This window comes from Sorangium sp. So ce406, from assembly GCF_051474675.1.
In the GTDB taxonomy this organism is placed as follows: domain Bacteria; phylum Myxococcota_A; class Polyangia; order Polyangiales; family Polyangiaceae; genus Sorangium; species Sorangium cellulosum_G.
Genome location: NZ_CP150340.1, coordinates 1,881,124 through 1,898,731 on the forward strand (window position 1 = coordinate 1,881,124; position 17,608 = coordinate 1,898,731).

Annotated in this window: 14 protein-coding genes; 7 read left to right on the forward strand and 7 right to left on the reverse strand. The window is 72.1% G+C overall.

Going from position 1 to position 17,608, the window contains the following annotated elements:
* Positions 1-12 precede the first annotated feature (12 nt).
* The gene (locus tag WME96_RS06940) at positions 13-1,431 is read right to left on the reverse strand and encodes a proteinase inhibitor (RefSeq protein WP_437289378.1); all 1,419 of its coding nucleotides are present in this window, start codon (positions 1,429-1,431) and stop codon (positions 13-15) included.
* Positions 1,432-2,294: 863 nt separating this feature from the next.
* Entirely contained in the window at positions 2,295-4,070 is a 1,776-nt protein-coding gene (locus WME96_RS06945) for an FG-GAP-like repeat-containing protein (RefSeq protein WP_437289379.1), read from the reverse strand.
* A 411-nt stretch (positions 4,071-4,481) separates the two neighbouring features.
* Here WME96_RS06945 and WME96_RS06950 point away from each other — a divergent pair, with 411 nt between their 5' ends.
* Genes WME96_RS06950 through WME96_RS06965 form a run of 4 tightly spaced genes read left to right on the forward strand, consistent with a single transcriptional unit; the run spans position 4,482 to position 8,819 of the window.
* Complete coding sequence (locus WME96_RS06950) at positions 4,482-5,828, forward strand: hypothetical protein (RefSeq protein WP_437289380.1); 1,347 nt, start codon at positions 4,482-4,484, stop codon at positions 5,826-5,828.
* Between the two features lie 36 nt (positions 5,829-5,864).
* A complete protein-coding gene (locus WME96_RS06955) occupies positions 5,865-6,455 on the forward strand; it encodes an RNA polymerase sigma factor (protein WP_437289381.1) in 591 nt (196 codons plus the stop codon).
* Positions 6,452-7,384, forward strand: a complete 933-nt coding sequence (locus WME96_RS06960; RefSeq protein ID WP_437289382.1) for a hypothetical protein — start codon at positions 6,452-6,454, stop codon at positions 7,382-7,384. The genes WME96_RS06955 and WME96_RS06960 overlap by 4 nt, the downstream gene beginning before the upstream one ends.
* Before the next feature lie 19 nt (positions 7,385-7,403).
* Positions 7,404-8,819, forward strand: a complete 1,416-nt coding sequence (locus WME96_RS06965) for a hypothetical protein (protein ID WP_437289383.1) — start codon at positions 7,404-7,406, stop codon at positions 8,817-8,819.
* 81 nt (positions 8,820-8,900) lie between these two features.
* Here the strand turns inward: WME96_RS06965 and WME96_RS06970 are convergent, their stop codons facing one another.
* Both WME96_RS06970 and WME96_RS06975 read right to left on the reverse strand, forming a co-directional pair.
* Positions 8,901-9,473 carry a hypothetical protein gene (locus tag WME96_RS06970; protein WP_437289384.1) on the reverse strand — a complete coding sequence of 191 codons (573 nt, stop codon included), beginning with the start codon at positions 9,471-9,473 and terminating at the stop codon, positions 8,901-8,903.
* Between the two features lie 159 nt (positions 9,474-9,632).
* Positions 9,633-10,568, reverse strand: coding sequence for a serine/threonine-protein kinase (locus tag WME96_RS06975; RefSeq protein WP_437289385.1), 936 nt, complete (start codon positions 10,566-10,568; stop codon positions 9,633-9,635).
* Positions 10,569-10,743: 175 nt separating this feature from the next.
* On the opposite strand from WME96_RS06975, the gene WME96_RS06980 reads away from it, so the two are divergent.
* Complete coding sequence (locus tag WME96_RS06980) at positions 10,744-11,757, forward strand: lipoyl protein ligase domain-containing protein (protein ID WP_437289386.1); 1,014 nt, start codon at positions 10,744-10,746, stop codon at positions 11,755-11,757.
* A gap of 53 nt (positions 11,758-11,810) precedes the next feature.
* On the opposite strand, the gene WME96_RS06985 is transcribed toward WME96_RS06980, so the two are convergent.
* The 3 genes from WME96_RS06985 to tssC all read right to left on the reverse strand — a co-directional run bounded on the left by WME96_RS06985 (position 11,811) and on the right by tssC (position 16,156).
* A complete protein-coding gene (locus WME96_RS06985) occupies positions 11,811-12,443 on the reverse strand; it encodes a glutathione S-transferase family protein (protein ID WP_437289387.1) in 633 nt (210 codons plus the stop codon).
* Between the two features lie 55 nt (positions 12,444-12,498).
* Positions 12,499-14,613, reverse strand: a complete 2,115-nt coding sequence (locus WME96_RS06990) for a M13 family metallopeptidase (protein ID WP_437289388.1) — start codon at positions 14,611-14,613, stop codon at positions 12,499-12,501.
* A gap of 70 nt (positions 14,614-14,683) precedes the next feature.
* Entirely contained in the window at positions 14,684-16,156 is a 1,473-nt protein-coding gene (gene tssC / locus WME96_RS06995; RefSeq protein ID WP_437289389.1) for a type VI secretion system contractile sheath large subunit, read from the reverse strand.
* Between the two features lie 564 nt (positions 16,157-16,720).
* On the opposite strand from tssC, the gene WME96_RS07000 reads away from it, so the two are divergent.
* A complete protein-coding gene (locus WME96_RS07000) occupies positions 16,721-16,966 on the forward strand; it encodes a hypothetical protein (protein WP_437289390.1) in 246 nt (81 codons plus the stop codon).
* A 49-nt stretch (positions 16,967-17,015) separates the two neighbouring features.
* Positions 17,016-17,606 carry a hypothetical protein gene (locus tag WME96_RS07005; RefSeq protein ID WP_437289391.1) on the forward strand — a complete coding sequence of 197 codons (591 nt, stop codon included), beginning with the start codon at positions 17,016-17,018 and terminating at the stop codon, positions 17,604-17,606.
* Positions 17,607-17,608 lie beyond the last annotated feature (2 nt).

The window sequence follows — 17,608 nt, forward strand, 5'->3', positions numbered from 1 at the left end:
TCGCGCACCCTCTCAGGGCGAGACCTCGAACAGGCACCGCGTGATCGGGATACCGACGTCGGCCCACACATACAGGTAGTATTTCGTCCCCGGCACGAGCTCCTCGGGGCGCCCCTGGGCGGGATAGCCCTGCTTCGTGTTCGGCAGGACCTCGCCGTAGGTGATGCCGCTCTTCACGGGCTCGGCCTGCCAGGGCACGTCGAGCCGCCAGATCGTCCCCTCGGGCAGGTCGAGGTTGGGCGGAGCGCCCGGGTTCGCGGCGTCCGCCGACAGGACGTAGACGTAGCGGGCGTCGCCGCCGGCCCAGGTGACCTTGCCGGCGGCGTCCACGCCTTCCCCTGCGGCGCAATCGCTCGGCTCGTACAGGCTCTGCTCGTGGAGCGGCCCGCCGAACGGGGTCATGTCCGCGAAATCCTCCCTCGTGTATCCGCGGCGCTCGAGCTCGCCCTCGAAGAACGCGATCATGCGCGCCGGGTCCGTGGTGGGCAGGCCGGCCGTGTCGCGGGAGAAGCCGTTGTTCTGGTCGGCCGGATACGCGCCGAGCGCCGCCGAGGAGACCCAGCCGGCGGCCAGCGCGAGGCCCGTCGGATAGAAGCTGTCGGTCCAGACCGGCCCTGCCTCGATGTACCAGTTCGACGTCCCCGTGGCCGGCGCGGCCTGCTCCGAGTGACAGCACACGCACCCGCACGCCTCGGTCTGCTCCGTGACCCACGCGAGCTCGCCGAGCCACTCCGGGTCGGACAGGCGTGGATCGTCGCTCGGGGTCTTGAAATCGGAGGGAGGCGCGGGCCAGTACGGGCGCTGCGTGAGGACCGGCTCGCACGACGCATAGTCGGTGAACAGGCGGCCGGGCTCGGTGCAGGCCGAGATCGTGCCGAACGTGCAGACCTTGCCGTCGCTCTGCCCGGCCGGCTCGCCGTCCTTCGGATCGACGCAGACCTGCTCGGGCCATTGAAAGACGGCGCCCCCCGTGCCGACGCCGCTGCCGCCGGTCTCCCCGGTCACGCCCTGGCAGACGCCGGGCTCGAACCGGCCGCCGCCGAAGACCTCACAGCCGCGCTGGGTCGCGGCGCACTGGCTCACGTCGTCGCCGGGCAGGACGATGCTGTACTCGTCCTCGGTCCCGCCGCCGAGCACGCACCGGCCGAGCGCCTGCGGATAGGCGCAGCTCTCGCCCGCTGCGAAGGTGCCGCCCTGGAGCGCCTTGCAGTCGGCCTCCGCAGCCTCCGCGGTCCAGCCTGTGCCGGTGTAGTCGCGGCACTCCTCGGCCTGGGTGATGGGGCTCGTATAGACGCAACGACCCGGCGCCACGAACGCCTCCTGGTCGCCCTTGTCCTCGTCTCCTTGACAGGCGCCCAGCCCTCCGAGGGCCGAAACCACGAGCGCAGCGCCCAGCAGCGCATGCGGTGAACGGAGGAGATCTTGCTTCACGGTCGAACCTCCTGAACGTCGCCTTCGAACGACGGTCGAACTGTTTGATGGCTCACTTTTCTGTGCGGTGAGCACTCCGGTTAATATCGTTTGTTCATGCTTGTGCAACCTTTGTTAATTCTTGGCGCGAAAATTGTGGTCCAGAAATTGTTATTCAAAATACATTCGTGTCGATGACGTGTCGCATCCGAGGCTCGTGGGTGGGCGTGGGTAAGGGGCCGTCGGAAACGCATCGGTCTCGGCCTGCGCCTTGGCCGCGCGGCCCGGACCTCGCGAGAGCAGGCAGCGACGGGGCACGAGCGAGAGGCTCGAGTCCGTCGAGGTCCTCGCGCCGCCCAGGCGATCCTTACCCGCGAGCAAACAGTGGCTGACAGCAGCGTCGAGCGCGTGGGGGAGAGCTTCTGCTCACGCCCGGGCTGGGATCACGCCGATCTCAGGTGCGTCGCCCGAACGCGCCCCGTCCCTGGAGTCTTTGGACACCGACCATGAGGCAGCCCTGAGAAAACGAATCACAGAGGCCACAGAGTTTTATTGTTGTTCCTCTGTGTCCTCTGTGCCTCTGTGGTTCAAATCTCTTCCCTCATGGGGGTTTCAAGCTGATCGGCGCTCCAGGCCCGTGCGCAGGGGAGCTCCTTGAAGATCGGCCGCCGCGCTGCGCCCGGACGCGCCGGCTAGGTCCGCCGGGCAGAAATCCTGCCAGGGATCTGCCTCGCGAGAAGAGAGAGCCAACGCAAAGGCGCAAAGACGCAAAGACGCAAAGACGCAAAAAAACCAATCATTTCATGCCTTTTTGCGTCTTTGCGTCTTTGCGCCTTTGCGTTGAAATCTCTCCTCATCCCTGGCCGGAATCCTGGCGGGCGGAGCTAGGGCGACACGGCCGATCCGAAGCGCTCGTCGCTCGCGGCGCCCGCCCCTTCCAGGGCCGCCTGGGAGCTATCGGCGAGGTTCCCGCCGAGAAACACGAGCACCTCCCGGCGGATGTTGCGGCCGTCACCGAACACCACGACAACGTCCCCGAGGCCATCGCGGTTGAAATCGCCGGGGCGCGAGATCTTCGTTTCGACCGCGCCCGCGCGCAGCGGGGTCATCGCGGCGTCGGGCTCCGCGTCGAGGCTCTCGCCGCCGCGGAACACGTACATCTTGCCGGAGGCCCCGACCTCCGGCGCGCCCACGAGCATCTCGGCGAAGCCATCCCCGTCCAGGTCCCCGCTCGACGAGACCGTCTGACCGAAGCGGTCGGACGGCCCTTCTCCGTGAAGCTCCAGGTCGGCGGTCGCGTCGAACTCCGCGCCCGGCCCGCCGAGGAACAGGAAAGCCATGCTGCTCACCGGCTCTCCGACGAGCAGGTCGGCAAACCCGTCTCCGTTGACGTCCCCTGCGTCCAGCGCAAGGCCGAGCTCACCCTCGCCGACCAGGACGCCGTCAGGTACGGTGTCCAGCGCCCCGGCCGAGCCGAAATAGACATGGACGCGCTGGCTGCCAGGCGCGCCGACCGCGACGTCCGAGAAACCATCGCCGTTGAAGTCCGCCGAGGCGACCGACGCGCCGAACGCGCTGGAGCTCTGCACCCCCGTGAACATCACGCTGGCGTCGCGATCGAGGCCCTCGGGGCCGCCCGGGAATACGTAGGCGCTGCCGGGGTCGGTCGCCAGCGTGGGGCCCTGCCCCGGGGCGCCGACCACGACGTCCGCGTAGCCGTCGCCGTTCATGTCCCCGGACGCCAGCGCTTCACCGAACCTGCGATCGTCGCCAGGGAGGCTCCCCGAGAGGTCCTGGCCCGGCGGCCACGTCCCCGGATCCGTCGAGCTCCCGAAGACCACGCGGACGAAGCCCTTGTTGTCCCCGAACGCCGTTGCCGCGACAACGGCGTCGGCGAACCCATCGCCGTTCACGTCCGCGGTGGCCGCGGTGCTCCCGAACCCGGCCGCTTCGATGGGGGTTCCGCTCATGCTCACCCCCAGCAGGAGCCCATCGGACGCCGCATCGAAGCCGTCGCCTTCTCCTTCTCCGCCCCGGAACACGTAAGCGGCTCCGCAAGGGATGAAGCCCGGGACCGCGTAACCTGTCGCGCCGACGAGGATGTCGTCAAAGGCGTCGCCGTCGAGATCGCGGTGGCCCCGTCCCACGTTGATCCGTCGGACGGCAGAGGGAGCGGAGCAGGCGTCGCCCGCGCACGCGCGGACCCGCCAGTACACGCGGCTGCCCACGGGAGGAGCCGCGGAGCCCTCGAGATCGGCGGCCGGCTGCCAGCGCGTCGCCGTCGTCGTCTCGGTCGCGAGGAGCACGGCGAACGAGGGGTCCTCGCTGAGCTCGATCGTGTACTCGATGCTCCCCTCGGCGGTCGACTCCGAGGGTTCCCAGACGAAGGTGGGTCGTCGGGTGTCCGGCACGTGCATCGAGCCGACCGCGGCATCCTGGAGCGGCAGCCTCGGGACCGGCGTCGCGGGAGGCCGCTCCTCGGTGCTCCCGCCGCCGCCTCCGCTGCCACCGCCGCCATCGCTGCTCCCGCCGCCATCGCCGCTCCCGCCGCCCCCGCCGCCCAGACCGGGGTCCCTGGTCACGTCATGAATCCCGAGGAGATCGGCGCAGCCGAGCAGGAGGGGGGCGAGCGCAAGCCACAGGGGAAAGGAGCTCCGCATCCGTCAAGGCTACTCGAATGGTGGGATGCTCACAAGACGAGCTGCCGCGCTCGGTACCACACTGGCCATCACGCGATCGACAGGTCACCGCACCGGCCAGTTTCGCCCGCCAGGAGTCCGGTCAGCGATCAGGAGAGAGATTTCAACGCAAAGGCGCAAAGACGCCAGGGCGCAAAAAGACAATTACCATGCATTTTGCGTCTTTGCGCTCTTGGCGCCTTTGCGTTGAAATCTCTCTCCTTTCTCGACGCAGATCCCTGGCAGGATTTCTGCCCCGCGACGGCGAGTCGACGAAGAGCGGTGGCGACCCGACCCAGGTTGACCTGCTGCGCGCCGCGCGACCCAGGCAGCCCGGCCGCAAGGACCTCCTGGCGGTCGCTCCCTCCAGCTTGCTGGTTTTACTGTTGGTTCATGTGTCCGCATCACGAGGAGCGTGTGGTCCGGGCGCCGCGGCGCGCGGCCAGCGCCGCGGAGCTCACGCCCGCGCTCGGCGCGGCGCTCGTGCCGTCGGGGCTCTTCTTCGCCACCCCGACGCCACGCACGGCGGCTCGCGTACGCTGCCCCGCCGTGCGATGTTCCCGGAGCGCCGTGCTCCACCCGCGCCGTCTCGTGGCCGTCGCCGTGCTCACCGGTGCCCTGGCCGGGGCGGACGCGCGGGCGGAGGTCCAGCCCCTGCGCATCACCTACGAGGCGCACGAGGGCTGTCCCAGCGCCGAGGCGTTCCTGCGCGAGCTGACCCAGCGCACGAGCCGCGCCCGCGCCGCCGCGCCCGACGAAGCGGCGCTCGAGGTGCACGTGCGCATCACCCGGAGCGCGGGCGCTACCCGCGGCCGGATCTCCCTCGGCGCGGGGGAGGGGGCGCGCGTCCGCGAGGTCGGCAGCGCCACGTGCGCGGAGGTCGTCGCGGCCCTGGCGCTCATCACGGCCCTCCGGGTCGACCCCACCGCGTCCGTCGATCCGCAGCCGCCGGCCGCCGCGCCGCGCTCGACCGAGGATCCGGCGCCCGGCGGGGCGGCGCCCCGCGGCGGCGCGGCGGACCCCACCGGCGCGGCGGAAGCCGCCGCCGGCGAAGCGCCGGGATCGTCGAGCCCGCCCCGCGCCGACACGCCGCCGCCCGCCGCCACCCTGGCCTCATCGGCAGAGGTCGCGCGCGCCGCGCCCGTGCCGGCCCGACCGCCGTCACCGGCCGACCGTGTCGTTCTGGGCTCCCCGCGGCAGCCGCTGCCCGAGGAGCGCCGGTGGGCGCTCGGCCTCCACGCGAGCGCGGCGTACGGAGTCACCCCTCTCGCCCTCCTCGGCGGGGGGCCGTTCATCGAGCTGCGCGCCGGTGCGGGGCTCGGCGTCTCGCTTCGCGGCGCGGTCGAGCTGGCCGCCACGGGCGTCGTCGATTCCGGGCCGGGCGGCGCCCGCTTCACCCGCGGGATCGCTCGGCTCGACGCCTGCGCGGACCTGTTTCGTCCGGCGCGCTGGCTCGCGCTCGCGCCCTGCGTGGGCGCCGAGGGCGGCTTCCTCCGCGGCGCCGGGCTGGTCGGCGGGTCGATCGCCGAGGCGAAGCAGGCCACGGTGCCCTGGGCCAGCCTCGGGCTCCTCGCGCGCGCGACCGCCTCGCTCGGGGCGCGCGTGCGCGTCGACGTGCAAGGCGGCCCGCAGCTCCCGCTGGTGCGGCGCTCGTTCGTGTTCGAGAGCCCCGCGCACCTCATCCACGAGGTGCCCGTGGTGACCTGGACGCTGCGCGCCGGCGCCGGCCTGTCGTTTTGATGATCGGGTCGCCTGGATCCGGAGATTGCACGGGGCGTGAGCCGTGGCGAAGCGCTGACCCTGGCGGAGCTCCCCGCCGCCGTTCCACCCGAGAGCCGGACGGCGCCCGGGCGTCTCGCTGCGCTCGTGACGCAGCACTCGGCCTTCGTATGGCGCTCGCTGGTGCGGCTCGGCGTGCCGCGCGCGGACGCGGAGGACGCGGTGCAGCAGGTCTTCCTGGTGGCGGCCCGGAGGCTCGGGGACATCGAAGCGGGCCGGGAGTCTGCGTTCCTGTTCAGCACGACGCTGCGGATCGCCTCGCGCGCGCGGAGGACACAGCAGCGGCGCCGGGAAGTCCTGGAGGACGAGCCCCACGAGCGCGCGGACCCGGCGCCGGGCCTCGAGGAGATGATGGATCGCGCGCGCGCCCGCGCGACGCTCGACGCCATCCTCGACACGATGCCGCTCGACCTGCGCGCCGTCTTCGTGCTGTTCGAGCTGGAGCAGATGACGACGGCGGCCATCGCGGTGCTGCTCGAGCTCCCGGCGGGGACGGTCGCGTCCCGGCTTCGTCGCGCGCGCGAGCACTTCCAGGCCGCCGTGAAGCGGCTGGAGGCGCGGGCCCATCACCGAGGAGAATCGCCATGACCGATCCCGAGCGCCTCCTGGACAAGAAGGAGGGTGATCTGCAGACGGCGCTCCTCCGCGCGGCGCTCGACGAGAGCCCGCCGAGCGGCCTGACGGGGCGTACGCTGGCCGCGCTCGGCGTCGCGACCGCCGCGACGCTCGCGGGCAGCATAGCCAAGGCGGGGGCGAGCGGCGCGGCCGCGAGCTCGGGCGGCGCGGCCGCGGGGAGCGAGGCCGCGGGCGGCGCGGCCGCGGGGGCCGCGCTGAACGTGGCGGGCGCGGCCAGCGGAGGCGGGATCTTGAGCGCGTTCGGGATCGGCGCGCTCGCGGGCGTCCTCATGCTCGGGGTCGTGCAATGGACCGGCGTCGCGGCGCCGGCGCGGCGCTCGCAGGAGGCGCCCACCGCGCCGGCAGCACCCGTACACCCGCCCGCCAGGGCGCCGGCGGCGCTCGCCCCGCCGCCGACCTCCGGCGCGGCGGCGGCGGAGCCGCAGCACGTCGCGGAGGAGCGCGCGCGCGTCGACGACGTCCCGCCCCTGTCCCGGCCAGCCGCCCCAGGTCGAGCTGCCCCGGATCCAGCGGCGCTGGCGAAAGCCGCCCCGGCCGCGAGCGGCCCGCGCGCGCCCGAAAGGAACCCATCGACGCTGGCCTCCGAGCTGGCGTTGCTCGACACCGCGCGGCGCGCGCTGCGGGGCGGCGATCCGGCGGCCGCCCTCGCGCTGCTGGATCGCCACGCGCGCGAGTTCGCCGGCGCGCAGCTCGCCGACGAGGCCGCCGCGATCCGCGTCGAGGCGCTGGCGAGCAACGGAGATCGCGCGGGCGCGCGCGCGGCGGCGCGGCGCTTCCTCGAAGCGCACCCCGGCAGCCCGCACGTCGATCGCGTCGAGTCGGCCGCCGGCATCGGCGCGCGCGGAGAAACCGTGATCCGGAGGAGCGATACCGGAGATTGACACGGCAGGAGGCTTTGCCATGACACCCTTCAACACCGTGTCCACGCTCTGTTGCGCCTCGGCGCTCTCGCTGCTCGTCTCTGCATGCGGGGTATCTCCCCTCGGCAGCGGCGCAGGAGGTGACGGCGGTGGAGACAGCACGAGCAGCTCCGGCGCCGGCGACGGATCGAGCTCATCGAGCGGCGCCGGAGGCGGCTCGAGCGCATCGAGCGGCGCTGGCGCCGGCTCGAGCTCATCGAGCGGCGCTGGCGCCGCGTGCCCCGGCCCGAGCCCCGCCGGCTGCAAGACCGAGGGCTGCCCCGCGGGGCAGACCTGCGTCGACGAGGGCTGCACGCCGTCGAGCTGCGAATGCGACCCCGCGACCGGGACGTGGCGCTGCACGGACGACTGCGGCGGTGGCACGTGCGTGCAAGGCTGCGATCCCGACGTTCGCGAGGGCAGCCTGCTCGTCACGAGTCAGGCGGAGCTCGAGCAACTGCGCGGGATGACCGCGCTCCGCGGCAACCTCGAGATCACCCGCCGCGTCACCGACCTGTCCCCGCTGGAATGTCTGACGACCATCGACGGTAACCTCATGATCTTGGAAAATCCAAAGCTGCGCAATCTCGATGGGCTGCGCAGCCTGGAGGAGGTCGCGGGTACCATCATCGTCTCCGGGAACCCACTGCTCGAGAGCGTTGCGGGCGTCGCGGTGAAGGCACAAATGTGGCATATCGCCCACAACGCTTCCCTCGAGTCCCTTTCAGGTTTCGAGGTGGTCGAGGCGGGAGTGATCTCGCTCGAGGCGAACGCTCGGCTCGCGAGCCTGAGGCCGCTCGGCAACTTGCGCCAAAGTGCGATCACGCTGCTCGACAACGATGCGCTCACGAGCCTCGAGGGGATCAATGCACCGCACCTCGACGGGCTCCACATCACAGGGTGTGACGGGCTCGTCAGCTTGAAGGGGATCAACGCGCTCGAGACCGTCGGGCTCCTGGTGCTGCATGAGAACCTGAATTTGAGCTCGCTCGAAGGGCTCGAGAAGCTCCGGACCGCCGACGAGCTGCACCTGTGGACGAATGAAAGTCTGAGCTCGCTCGAAAGACTCGAGGACCTCGTTCAGGTGGGCATCCTCGATATCTCGGGCAACCCGGAGCTCGCGGACCTGACGGGGCTCACCTCCCTCGAATCCGTGCGCTCATTGGTCGTCACGGACAACGACGCCTTGCTCGATCTCACGGGGCTCGAGGAAGTGAGCGAGCTCGAGAGCCTGGTCATCAGCGACAACCTGGCGCTCACGACGCTCAGCGGCCTGGGCGCCCGGTCCATCTCTTCGATCGAGGTCATGGGCAACCAGAGCTTGACGAGCTGTGAGATCGCGGCGTTCGTCGCGGGCCTCGAGGAGGTCGGCAGCGTCCGCGAGGAAGAGAACGCCACGAGCACCTGCTCCCCCTGACGTGGCTCTGCGCGATGGGCCGTGATAAGCGCGCGGCGCGCCCCGCAGAGCAGCTTGCCCTGCCGAGGGAGCCGCCGCCCATCACGGCGCCGGTCCGCCCATCTCGTGCGAGCGGGCGAGTGTCGCGTCGAGGAGCGGTTGGTCCGTGACGTCGAGGTGCTTGGCCACCGTCAGCAAGACATCGGCGCCGCGCCGGCGCAGCGTCATCTGCCCCTCGTTGCCGCGCTTCCGCTCCAGGTCGGCAAGCTCGATCAGCATGACGGCGGCATCGAGCGTCGCATCGCCGTCCTCGTCCGTCTGCGCGAGGACATCCTGCGCCACGCGGAAGCCCTCTTCGAGGCGTAGGCTGGCGAGCTCGAAGTCTCCCCGGGCGAGCGCAGCGTCGCCCTCGAGCCGGGCGGCCCCGATCCGCGCGTGCTGCTTCGCCCGCCATTCTGCCTGCTCCGCCGGGGTCCTTGTCGGCGTGGGCGCGGTCGCCGTCGCGGCGACGGCGGGCAGCGCCGTGGAGGCCGGCGAGCTCCGGTCCTCGTCGAGCGCGGAGAACACCCCGATCACGCCCAGACCCAGCGAGAAGAGGCCGAGCGCCACGCCGGCTCGGGTCCGCGGCCTCCGCGCGACGGTCGCCTCGTCCTCGCCGTCTTCCTCCTCCGTCACCGGCCGAAGCTGGCTGCGAGGCCGCCGGGCCGGCGGGGCGCTTGCTCGCCTGTCTCTCTTGCTCTTCACGTCCCCCCCACGGAGGCTATCGGCGCTCGATCCAGGTGTCGAGGGCTTGGACACAGCGGCCCGACATCGCGCCGCTGTGCCCGAGTCGAGCTAGGCTCGCCCTGTCGCCGCCGCCGTCGCATAGGGCGGCTCACGGCCGGCGCGCACGGCGGCGAGGTCGGCGCGCATCGTCCTCGCGTCGGGGTAGCGCTCGTGCTTGAGGAAGGCGAGGGCGCGGTCGACGACGGCGCACAGGCCGGGGGGCGCCGTGGGGGCGTGTTGCGCGAGCGGCGGCGCCCTCTCCGTGGCGACGGCGATGAGCAGGCGCGCGTCCTCCAGCTTGCCGTGGATCGTGCGGCCCGCGAGCAGACGGAACATCGTCGCGCCGAGGCCGAAGAGATCGGTGCGGCCGTCGATCTCGCGGATGAGGCCCAGGCCCTGCTCGGGCGCCATGTAGTCGTCGGTGCCGATCGACACGCCCGTGCTGGTCTTCGTCATCTCCGGCACGCCCGCGACGTTCTCGAGCAGCGGATCGAGGACGCGCGCGAGGCCGAAGTCGAGCACCCGCACGCGCCCGTCGTTGCCGATGTGCAGGTTCTCGGGCTTGAGATCGCGGTGAACGATGCCGTGGTCGTGCGCCACGATCAGCACGTCGAGGACCCGCTCGGCGAGCGCGATGACCTGGCCGACAGGGAGCGTCCCGTGCCGGACCATGCGGTCGAACACCGTCTCTCCCTCGAGCAGCTCCATGGCCATGTAGACGACGCCGTCGTCCGTCGCCCCCGACTCCAGCACCTGGGGCAACCCCTCGCAGAGCGGCGCCACCGCGGCCAGCGCGCTGCCGATCGGCCCCTCGCGCAAGAACCGCTTTCGCACCTCGTCGATGCAGGCGAGCTCGCTGTGCAGGACCTTGACCGCCGCCACGCACCCGTCCGCGCGGATGCCGTAGAAGACGCTGGCCATGCCGCCGACCCCGAGCACGCGCACCGCGGTCCATGGGCCGATCCGCGTGCCGACGCGCTGCTCTGCCAGCTCCTCTTCGGTCATGCGGCGATGCTATCACCGGCGCCGCCCGGCCGATCTCGTCTTCGGCCGACGGCCACGGCCCGCTCCGCCGCGCAGGGCCGCGGTCCCTGGCGCACCGCCGCAGCCCTCGGCGCAGGACCGCGGTCCTCGGCGCAGGGGGCGCCTCCCTCCGCGCAACCGAGGATACTCCGACGCGATGCCCGCCATGCCGATCCACTCCCTCCCGCCTGCTCACCGCCCCCTCGCGGACGCCCTCGCGCTCGGCCCCGCCTTGCTCGAGCGCGCCCGCTCGGCGGCGGCCCCGTGGCTCGCCGCCAGCCTCGTCGAGGGCCCCGCCGTGGTGCTCGGCGCGGCCCAGCGCGCCGGGCGCGTGGTCGACCTCGCGGCCTGCGCGGCGCGCGGCGCGCCGGTGCTCCGGCGCTCCACGACGGGCACGGCCGCGTTCCTCGGCGGGCGCGGCGTCGTCTGGACCCTCGCGCTGCCGCACGTCGCCGCGCTCGCGCCCGACGCCACGGCGCGCACGCTCCTGAACCGCAACGTGCGCGGCTTCCTCCGGGGCTTCGCCCGGGCGGGCGCGCCCGCGCACTACTTCGGGCGCGAGTGGATCTCCCTGCAGCACCGCCCCGCCGCGCTGCTCGGCGTCGACGCGGCGCCGGACGGCGCGGTGCTCATCGAGGTCCTCGCGGGCCACGACGCGCCGCTCGCGATCCCGGCCGAGCTCGCGGCGCCGGACGAGCGCGCGGTCGACCGCTGGCTGGGCAAGGCGCCGGCGGCGCTCGCCGAGGTCCTCCCGGCGCGCCGCTCGCTCGAGGAGCTCGCGGGCGTCGTGATCGAGGCCGTCGCCGTCCGCGCGGGGCTCCCGCTGACCGACGGCGGCCGCGCGCCGGAGCTCGCGGTCGAGCGCTTCCAGCCGATCGCCTCGCCCGACGACCCGGTGCCGCCGGGCGCCGGCCCCGCGGTGGTCGCGCGGGTGCCCATCGGCTGGATCGAGGCCGCCGCGCTCGGCGGGCCGGCGCCGCCGCGCGCGTGGATCGGCGGCGATGTCCTCACGGCGCGCTGGCTCCTCGAGGCGCTCGGCCAGGGCGCGGCCCCCGCGCGCCTGGACGCCGAGCTGGACGCCGAGGCCTCGCCGCTCGAGGGCGCCAGCCTCGCCGACCTGCGCGCGCTCGCGCAGCGCGCGCTCTCCGCGGAGCGGGCGCCCGAGGCGTGAGCGGGCAGCGGGGGCACGTCGTTCTGTTGTTGCGGTATTCTTGCAGCCTGGCGCTACACGGCGACGTGGAGCGGCTGGACCACCGCGGCGAACGCCGGGAGCGCCTCGCAGCGGGCCGCGAGCGCGGCCAGGGTCGGCCGCCGCGCGGCGTCGGTGAGGGTCGGGTGCGCCTCGCCGAGGAAGCGCAGCGCGCAGGCGACCGCGATGTCGGCGTGGCTGAAGGCGCCCAGCCACCACTCGTCGCCGACGCGTGCGGCGCGCTCGCGCTCCAGCAGATCGAGCGTCTCGCCGATCTGCGTGACGCAGCGGCTCACCCACACCGGGCTGCGGCGGTCGCCGGAGCGCAGCACGTGCTCGTAGAGCAGGCTCACCGCCTTGTCGGCGAGCCCGGTGGCGAGCGCGCAGACCCGCAGCCCGGCGCGGCGCGCCTCGCCCGAGGGCGGCAGGAGCGCGCGCTCGGGCCCCACCATCCCGTCGAGGGCGTCGAGGATCGCCGCGCTCTCCACGAGCGACTCCCCGTCGTCCGTGACGAGCACCGGCACGCGCCGGAGCGGGTTGTACTTCGCGATGGACTCGGCGTCTGCCCACACCGACCACGGGCGGTGCTCGTACGCGAGCCCATGATGCTGGAGCGCCACGGCGACGCGGCGCACGAACGGCGAGTCGTACTGGCCAATCAGGATCATGGCCAGCCTGTAACCGAGGACGCCGCGCGCGGCAACGCGCGGCCCGGCGCGCTGCCTACCAGACCGCGCACGTGCGGGTCGGCCGCATCGGCGTGCCGGGCGCGCACTTGAAGGCCTCGCCGAACTCCGGGAGGTTCGCGAGCGGCCCGTTCACGCGGAAGCGCGGCGGGGAGTGCGGGTTCACCTGCACCATCAGCCGCAGCGCCTCGTCGCGCATCTGGCCGCACCAGGACTGCCCGTGCGCCAGGAAGAACTGCTGATCTTCCGTGAGCCCGCCCGCCACCGTCTGCTCCGCCGCGCCCTTGCGCATCTCCCGGTACGCCATGAACGCGAGCTTCAGGCCCCCGAGGTCCGCGATGTTCTCGCCGAGCGTCAGCTTGCCGTTCACCTTGAGCCCCGGCAGCGCCTCGTAGGCCGAATACTGCGCCTCGACACAGCCGGTCTTCTCCCTGAACGCCGCCCCGACCTCCTTCGCCCACCAGTCCTCCAGGTTGCCCTTCGCGTCGAACTGCGACCCCTCGTCGTCGAACCCGTGCGTGAGCTCGTGCCCGACCACCATGCCGATGCCGCCGAGGTTCACCGCCACGCCCGACGTCACGCTGTAGAACGGCGGCTGAAGGATGCCGGCGGGGAACACCATGTGATTCCGCTGCGGGTCGTAATAGGCGTTCACGGTGGGCGGGCTCATCTGCCACTCGTCGCGGTCGACCGGCTTGTCGATCTTCCCGAGGTGCCAGCGGACGTCGAAGGCGCGCGACGCGAGCTCGTTCTTCGCGTACTCCTTCGGATCGACCTCGAAGTCGTACGTCCTCCACTTGTCGGGATACCCGATGAGGTACGCCATCGCGCCGAGCTTCGCGAGCGCGCGCTGCTTCGTCCCCTCATCCATCCAGTCGAGCGACCGGACCTCGCGCCCGAACGCGCCGCTGATCTCGCGCACCATCGCCTCGGCCGCCGGCTTGCTCTCGCCGGGGAAGCTCGTCTTGACGAACGGCTGCGCGAGCAGCTCGCCGAGCGCGTCGTCGGTCGCGCTCACGCACCGCTTCCAGCGCGGCCGCTCCTCCTGCTGCCCCGTGAGCGCTGCGCGCAGCGTGAAGCTCTCGTCGACGAACGCCTTGGGCAGCGCGGGCGCCATCGAGCGCACCACGTGCCACGCCAGGTAATTCTGCCACGCGGCGGGCTTCGCCGCCTTGAGCAGCCGCGAGAGCCCCTCGAAGAAGCGCACGGAGGTCACGTTGACCTCCTTGACGTCGGGGCGGCCGAGCCCCTGGAAGTACGCGTCCCACGGGAAATCCGGCGACGCCTTCGCGAGCGCCGCCCGGTCCAGCTTGTTGTAAAGCCCCTTCGGATCCCGCCGCTCGACCCGCGTCTTCGAGATCTTCGCGAGCTCGGTCTCGATCTGCATCACGTCGGCCGCCGCCTTCCTCGCCGCGGCCTCCTGCGCGCCGGCGAGCCGCATCATCCGCGCGACGTGCTCTTCATACGTCCTGCGGAGCGCCTTCGATTTGTCGTCCTCGTTGAGGTAGTAATCGCGGTCCGGCAGGCCGAGCCCGCTCTGGTCGAGCTGCGCGATGACGCGCGTCGCGTCCTTCATGTCCTGCGCGGCGGCGATGTCGAACAGCGCCCAGATGCCGCGGCCGTGGAGCTCGGTGACGAGCGCCCCGATGCCCTTCGCGTCGCGCACCCGCCGCGCCTTCGCGAGGAGGTCCGCGATCGGCTTCACGCCGGCGGCCTCGACCGCGGCCTCGTCCATGCACGCCCCGTAGTAGGCCCCGATCTTCTTGCTCACCGGATCCCGGTCGCCGGCCTGCGCGGCCTCCTCGAGGATGCGCCGCAGCTCCGCCTCGTTGCGCTTCTCGATCTCGTTGAAGCTCCGCATCCAGTAAGGCTCGTCCCCCGGGATCGCCGCCTTCGCCAGCCACCCGCCGCAGGCGAACTGGTAGAAGTCCTCGCAGGGGTTCGCGGAGCGATCGAGGGCGGACTCGTCGAGCCCGACGTTCTCGAGCCGCGTCTCGACGACCGGCAGGCCCTGCGGCGCGGGCGGCGCAGGTGTCGCCTTGGCGCCGCCGGCGGGGAGCGGCGGCGGGCTCGCGGCGGGGCCGCAGGCCGGCAGCGCAGAGAGGGCCAGGGTGATCGCGAGGAGAGCTCCAGGCTGTCGTTGCGTGCGCATGCGGCGCTTTACCACGATCCGCGTGATGCGCGGTCCGTGACCGCACGTCCGTCCTGGAGCGCGGGCTACATCACTCCTTGTCGAGCTTTCCCATCAGGCTCAGGGTGAAGTAAGCCCCCATGTACTTGAGGTGCGGGCGCACCTCGAGGTGCACCCGGTACCAGCCCGCGCTCCCCTCGACCTCGGTCACCGCGGTCCGCGCCTTGCGGAGCGGCCTGCGCGAGCGCACGGCGGGCGACACGACATCCATGTCCGCGACGTACTGGCTCAGCCAGCCGTTCAGCTCGCGCTCGAGATCGGCGCGCTCCTTCCATGTGCCGATCTGCTCCCGCTGCATCACCTTGAGGTAGTGCGCGAGCCGGCTGACCAGGAAGATGTACGGTAGCTGCGTGCCGAGCCGGTAATTGACCTCCGCGGTGCGCCCCTCCTCGCTCTGGCCGAAGAATTTGGGCTTCTGCACGGAGTTCGCGGAGAAGAAGCAGGCGTTGTCGGTGTCCTTCCGGAACGTGAGCCCGATGAAGCCCTCCTCGCTGAGCTCGAACTCGCGGCGCTCGGTCAGCATGATCTCGGTCGGGATCTTCGTCTGGATCGCGCCCAGCGCCTCGTACTCGTGGAGCGTGAGCCCCTCGACCGTGCCGCCCGACTGCGGCCCGATGATGTGCAGACACCAGCGGTGGCGCGCGAAGCTCTCGGCGAGCCGGGTCGCCATGGCGTACGTCGGGGCGCCCCAGCAGTAGGCCGCGTGGTCGCCGACGACGTCCTCCTCGTACGAGAACGCCTTGACCGGGACGGTGCTCGCGCCGTACGGCAGGCGCAAGAGGAAGCGCGGGAGGAGCAGGCCCACGTAGCGCGCGTCCTCGGACTCGCGGAACGCGGTGTACTTCACGTACTGCGGCCCCTCGAAGAGCGCCTTGACGTCGCCGAGGTGCGGCACCTTCCGGTAGTCCGTGAGCCCGAAGAACTGCGGGCCAGCGACGGCCAGGAACGGCGCGTGCGCCATCGTCGCCACCGCCGCGCATTTCTGGAGGAGCACGATGTCCTGGGGCCCGGGGCCAAACTCGTAGTTCGAGATGACGGCCGCGAACGGCTTGCCGCCGAAGGAGCCGAACTCCGAGGAATAGACGATCTTGTAAAGGCCGCTCCTCACCACCTCGGACGAATCCTCGAAATCCGCGAGCAGATCCTCCTTCGAGCAATTGAGGACCTCGACCCGGATGTTCTCGCGGAAGTCGATGTGATCGATCGCGAACTTGAGCCCGCGCCACGCGGCCTCCAGCCGCTGGAACACCGGGTGGTGCAGGATCTCGTCGATCTGGCGCGACAGCCGCTGGTCGATCTCGGCGATCCACAGGTCGACCAGGGCGTTGTCGATCCCCGCGCCGTCCTCCGGCCGGCGGACCGCCTTGCCCAGCGCGACCTCCATGCCCCGCTTGACGCCCTCGTACGCGTCGCTGGCCGGCGCGACCCCCGCCTCCGCCAGGAGCGCCGCGATCAGAGAGCCGCCGCCCTCCTTCGCGGGCTCTTCGTGCTGCCCCGCTTGCATGTCCACAAATTTACCACGGTCGCTCGCCGGCTGGAAGCGACGGACAACCGGGCGCCCCGCGGCCCCGCGCCCGACCAGCGCGGACTCGCGCCCAGCGAGGCGGCCGACGTGGCGGCGCCCCTCGCCCCGGAGGTCCGGACAGGACGCTCCGCCAGCACGTAAGTCAGGTGTCGAGTGGACATGAAATGTACGTGGCGATCGAGCGACTAGGGTGTTACAAATTCCTGTGGGTGCTCTCACGGAAGGCGCGGAAGCAGGGGGTTTTGCTCGAAGGCGGCCTCTCATGATCCCGGATCCGGCGCCGCCGCCAGCGCGGGTGCGCCCGTCCAGGTCGTGGCCGCGCGGCGCGGCCCTGGCGCCCCGCGCGGCTCGGACTCCAGAGGACCAGCCGCGCCGAGGCGCGGAGAGCGAGATTCTCGCTCTGACTCTCTCCCTCTGTGCCCTCTGTGCCTCTGTGGTTCAAATGCTCTGTCATCTCATGATTCTGTGATTCCGTGATTCCATGCGTCCGCGGCGCGCGCCTGTCGGCGCCGCCGGTCGTGTAATTCGAGGAGAGGAGGGGAGATGGAACGCCTCGGGCTCGGCATCATCATCGGTGTTGGTCTCGCCAGCTTGACGAGGATCACCCGTCCGACCGTCAAGCGGGCCATGCGGCTCGGCTTCGTCGCGTTCGAGAGGGTCAAGGGCGCGCTCGGCGAGGGCAGGGAGCGGCTCGCCGACCTCGTCGCCGAGGTGAAGGACGAGATGGCGCGGCAGCAGCAGAGCGCCGACGCCGGGGTGCGCGTCGAGATGGAGCCGCCCGCGCGCTGAGGAGAGGGCTGTCCTGGTGACCCGGCCTCCGCCGGCCGGGAGGTGTGCCATGCCGAGCGATCGAGGGGTCTTCATCATTCACTGCATTCCAGGGCGCGCGCGCCTCGGCGTCCCCGCCCTCCGCCGGGACCCGGCGCGGGCGGCGGAGATCGCGGAGCTGGCGCGCGCGTGTCCGAGCGTCGTCGACGCGCGGGAGAACGCGTGGGCCGCGAGCCTCACCGTCGAGCACGAGCCGGACGTCCCGCTCGAGGACGTCCTCTCCGAGCTCGCGCACATCCCCGAGCTCTCCGGCTGCGGCTGCGGCTCGCTCGACGAGCTCGCGCCCCCGCCGCCGCGCTGCGCCGGGCCGGTCGAGCCGCCGAGCCCGGGACGGACGGCGCGCCTCGTGGTCAAGGCCGTGGACCGGCTGAACGCGGCGTCGCAGGTCGTCCCGCCGCCGCAGGTCGATCTCAAGCTCGTGATCCCCGGGCTCCTCGTCGGCTCCGGGCTGCTCCAGGTGCTCCTGCGGCGCGCCCCGAGCGCGCCTCACTGGATCACGCTGGTCAAGTACGGATTCGACGCGTTCGTGGTGCTGAACCACGGCCGCATCCAGGGCTTCCTCGCGAGCTCGGGGGCGCCCACCGGCGGCGAGGCGGTGTGACG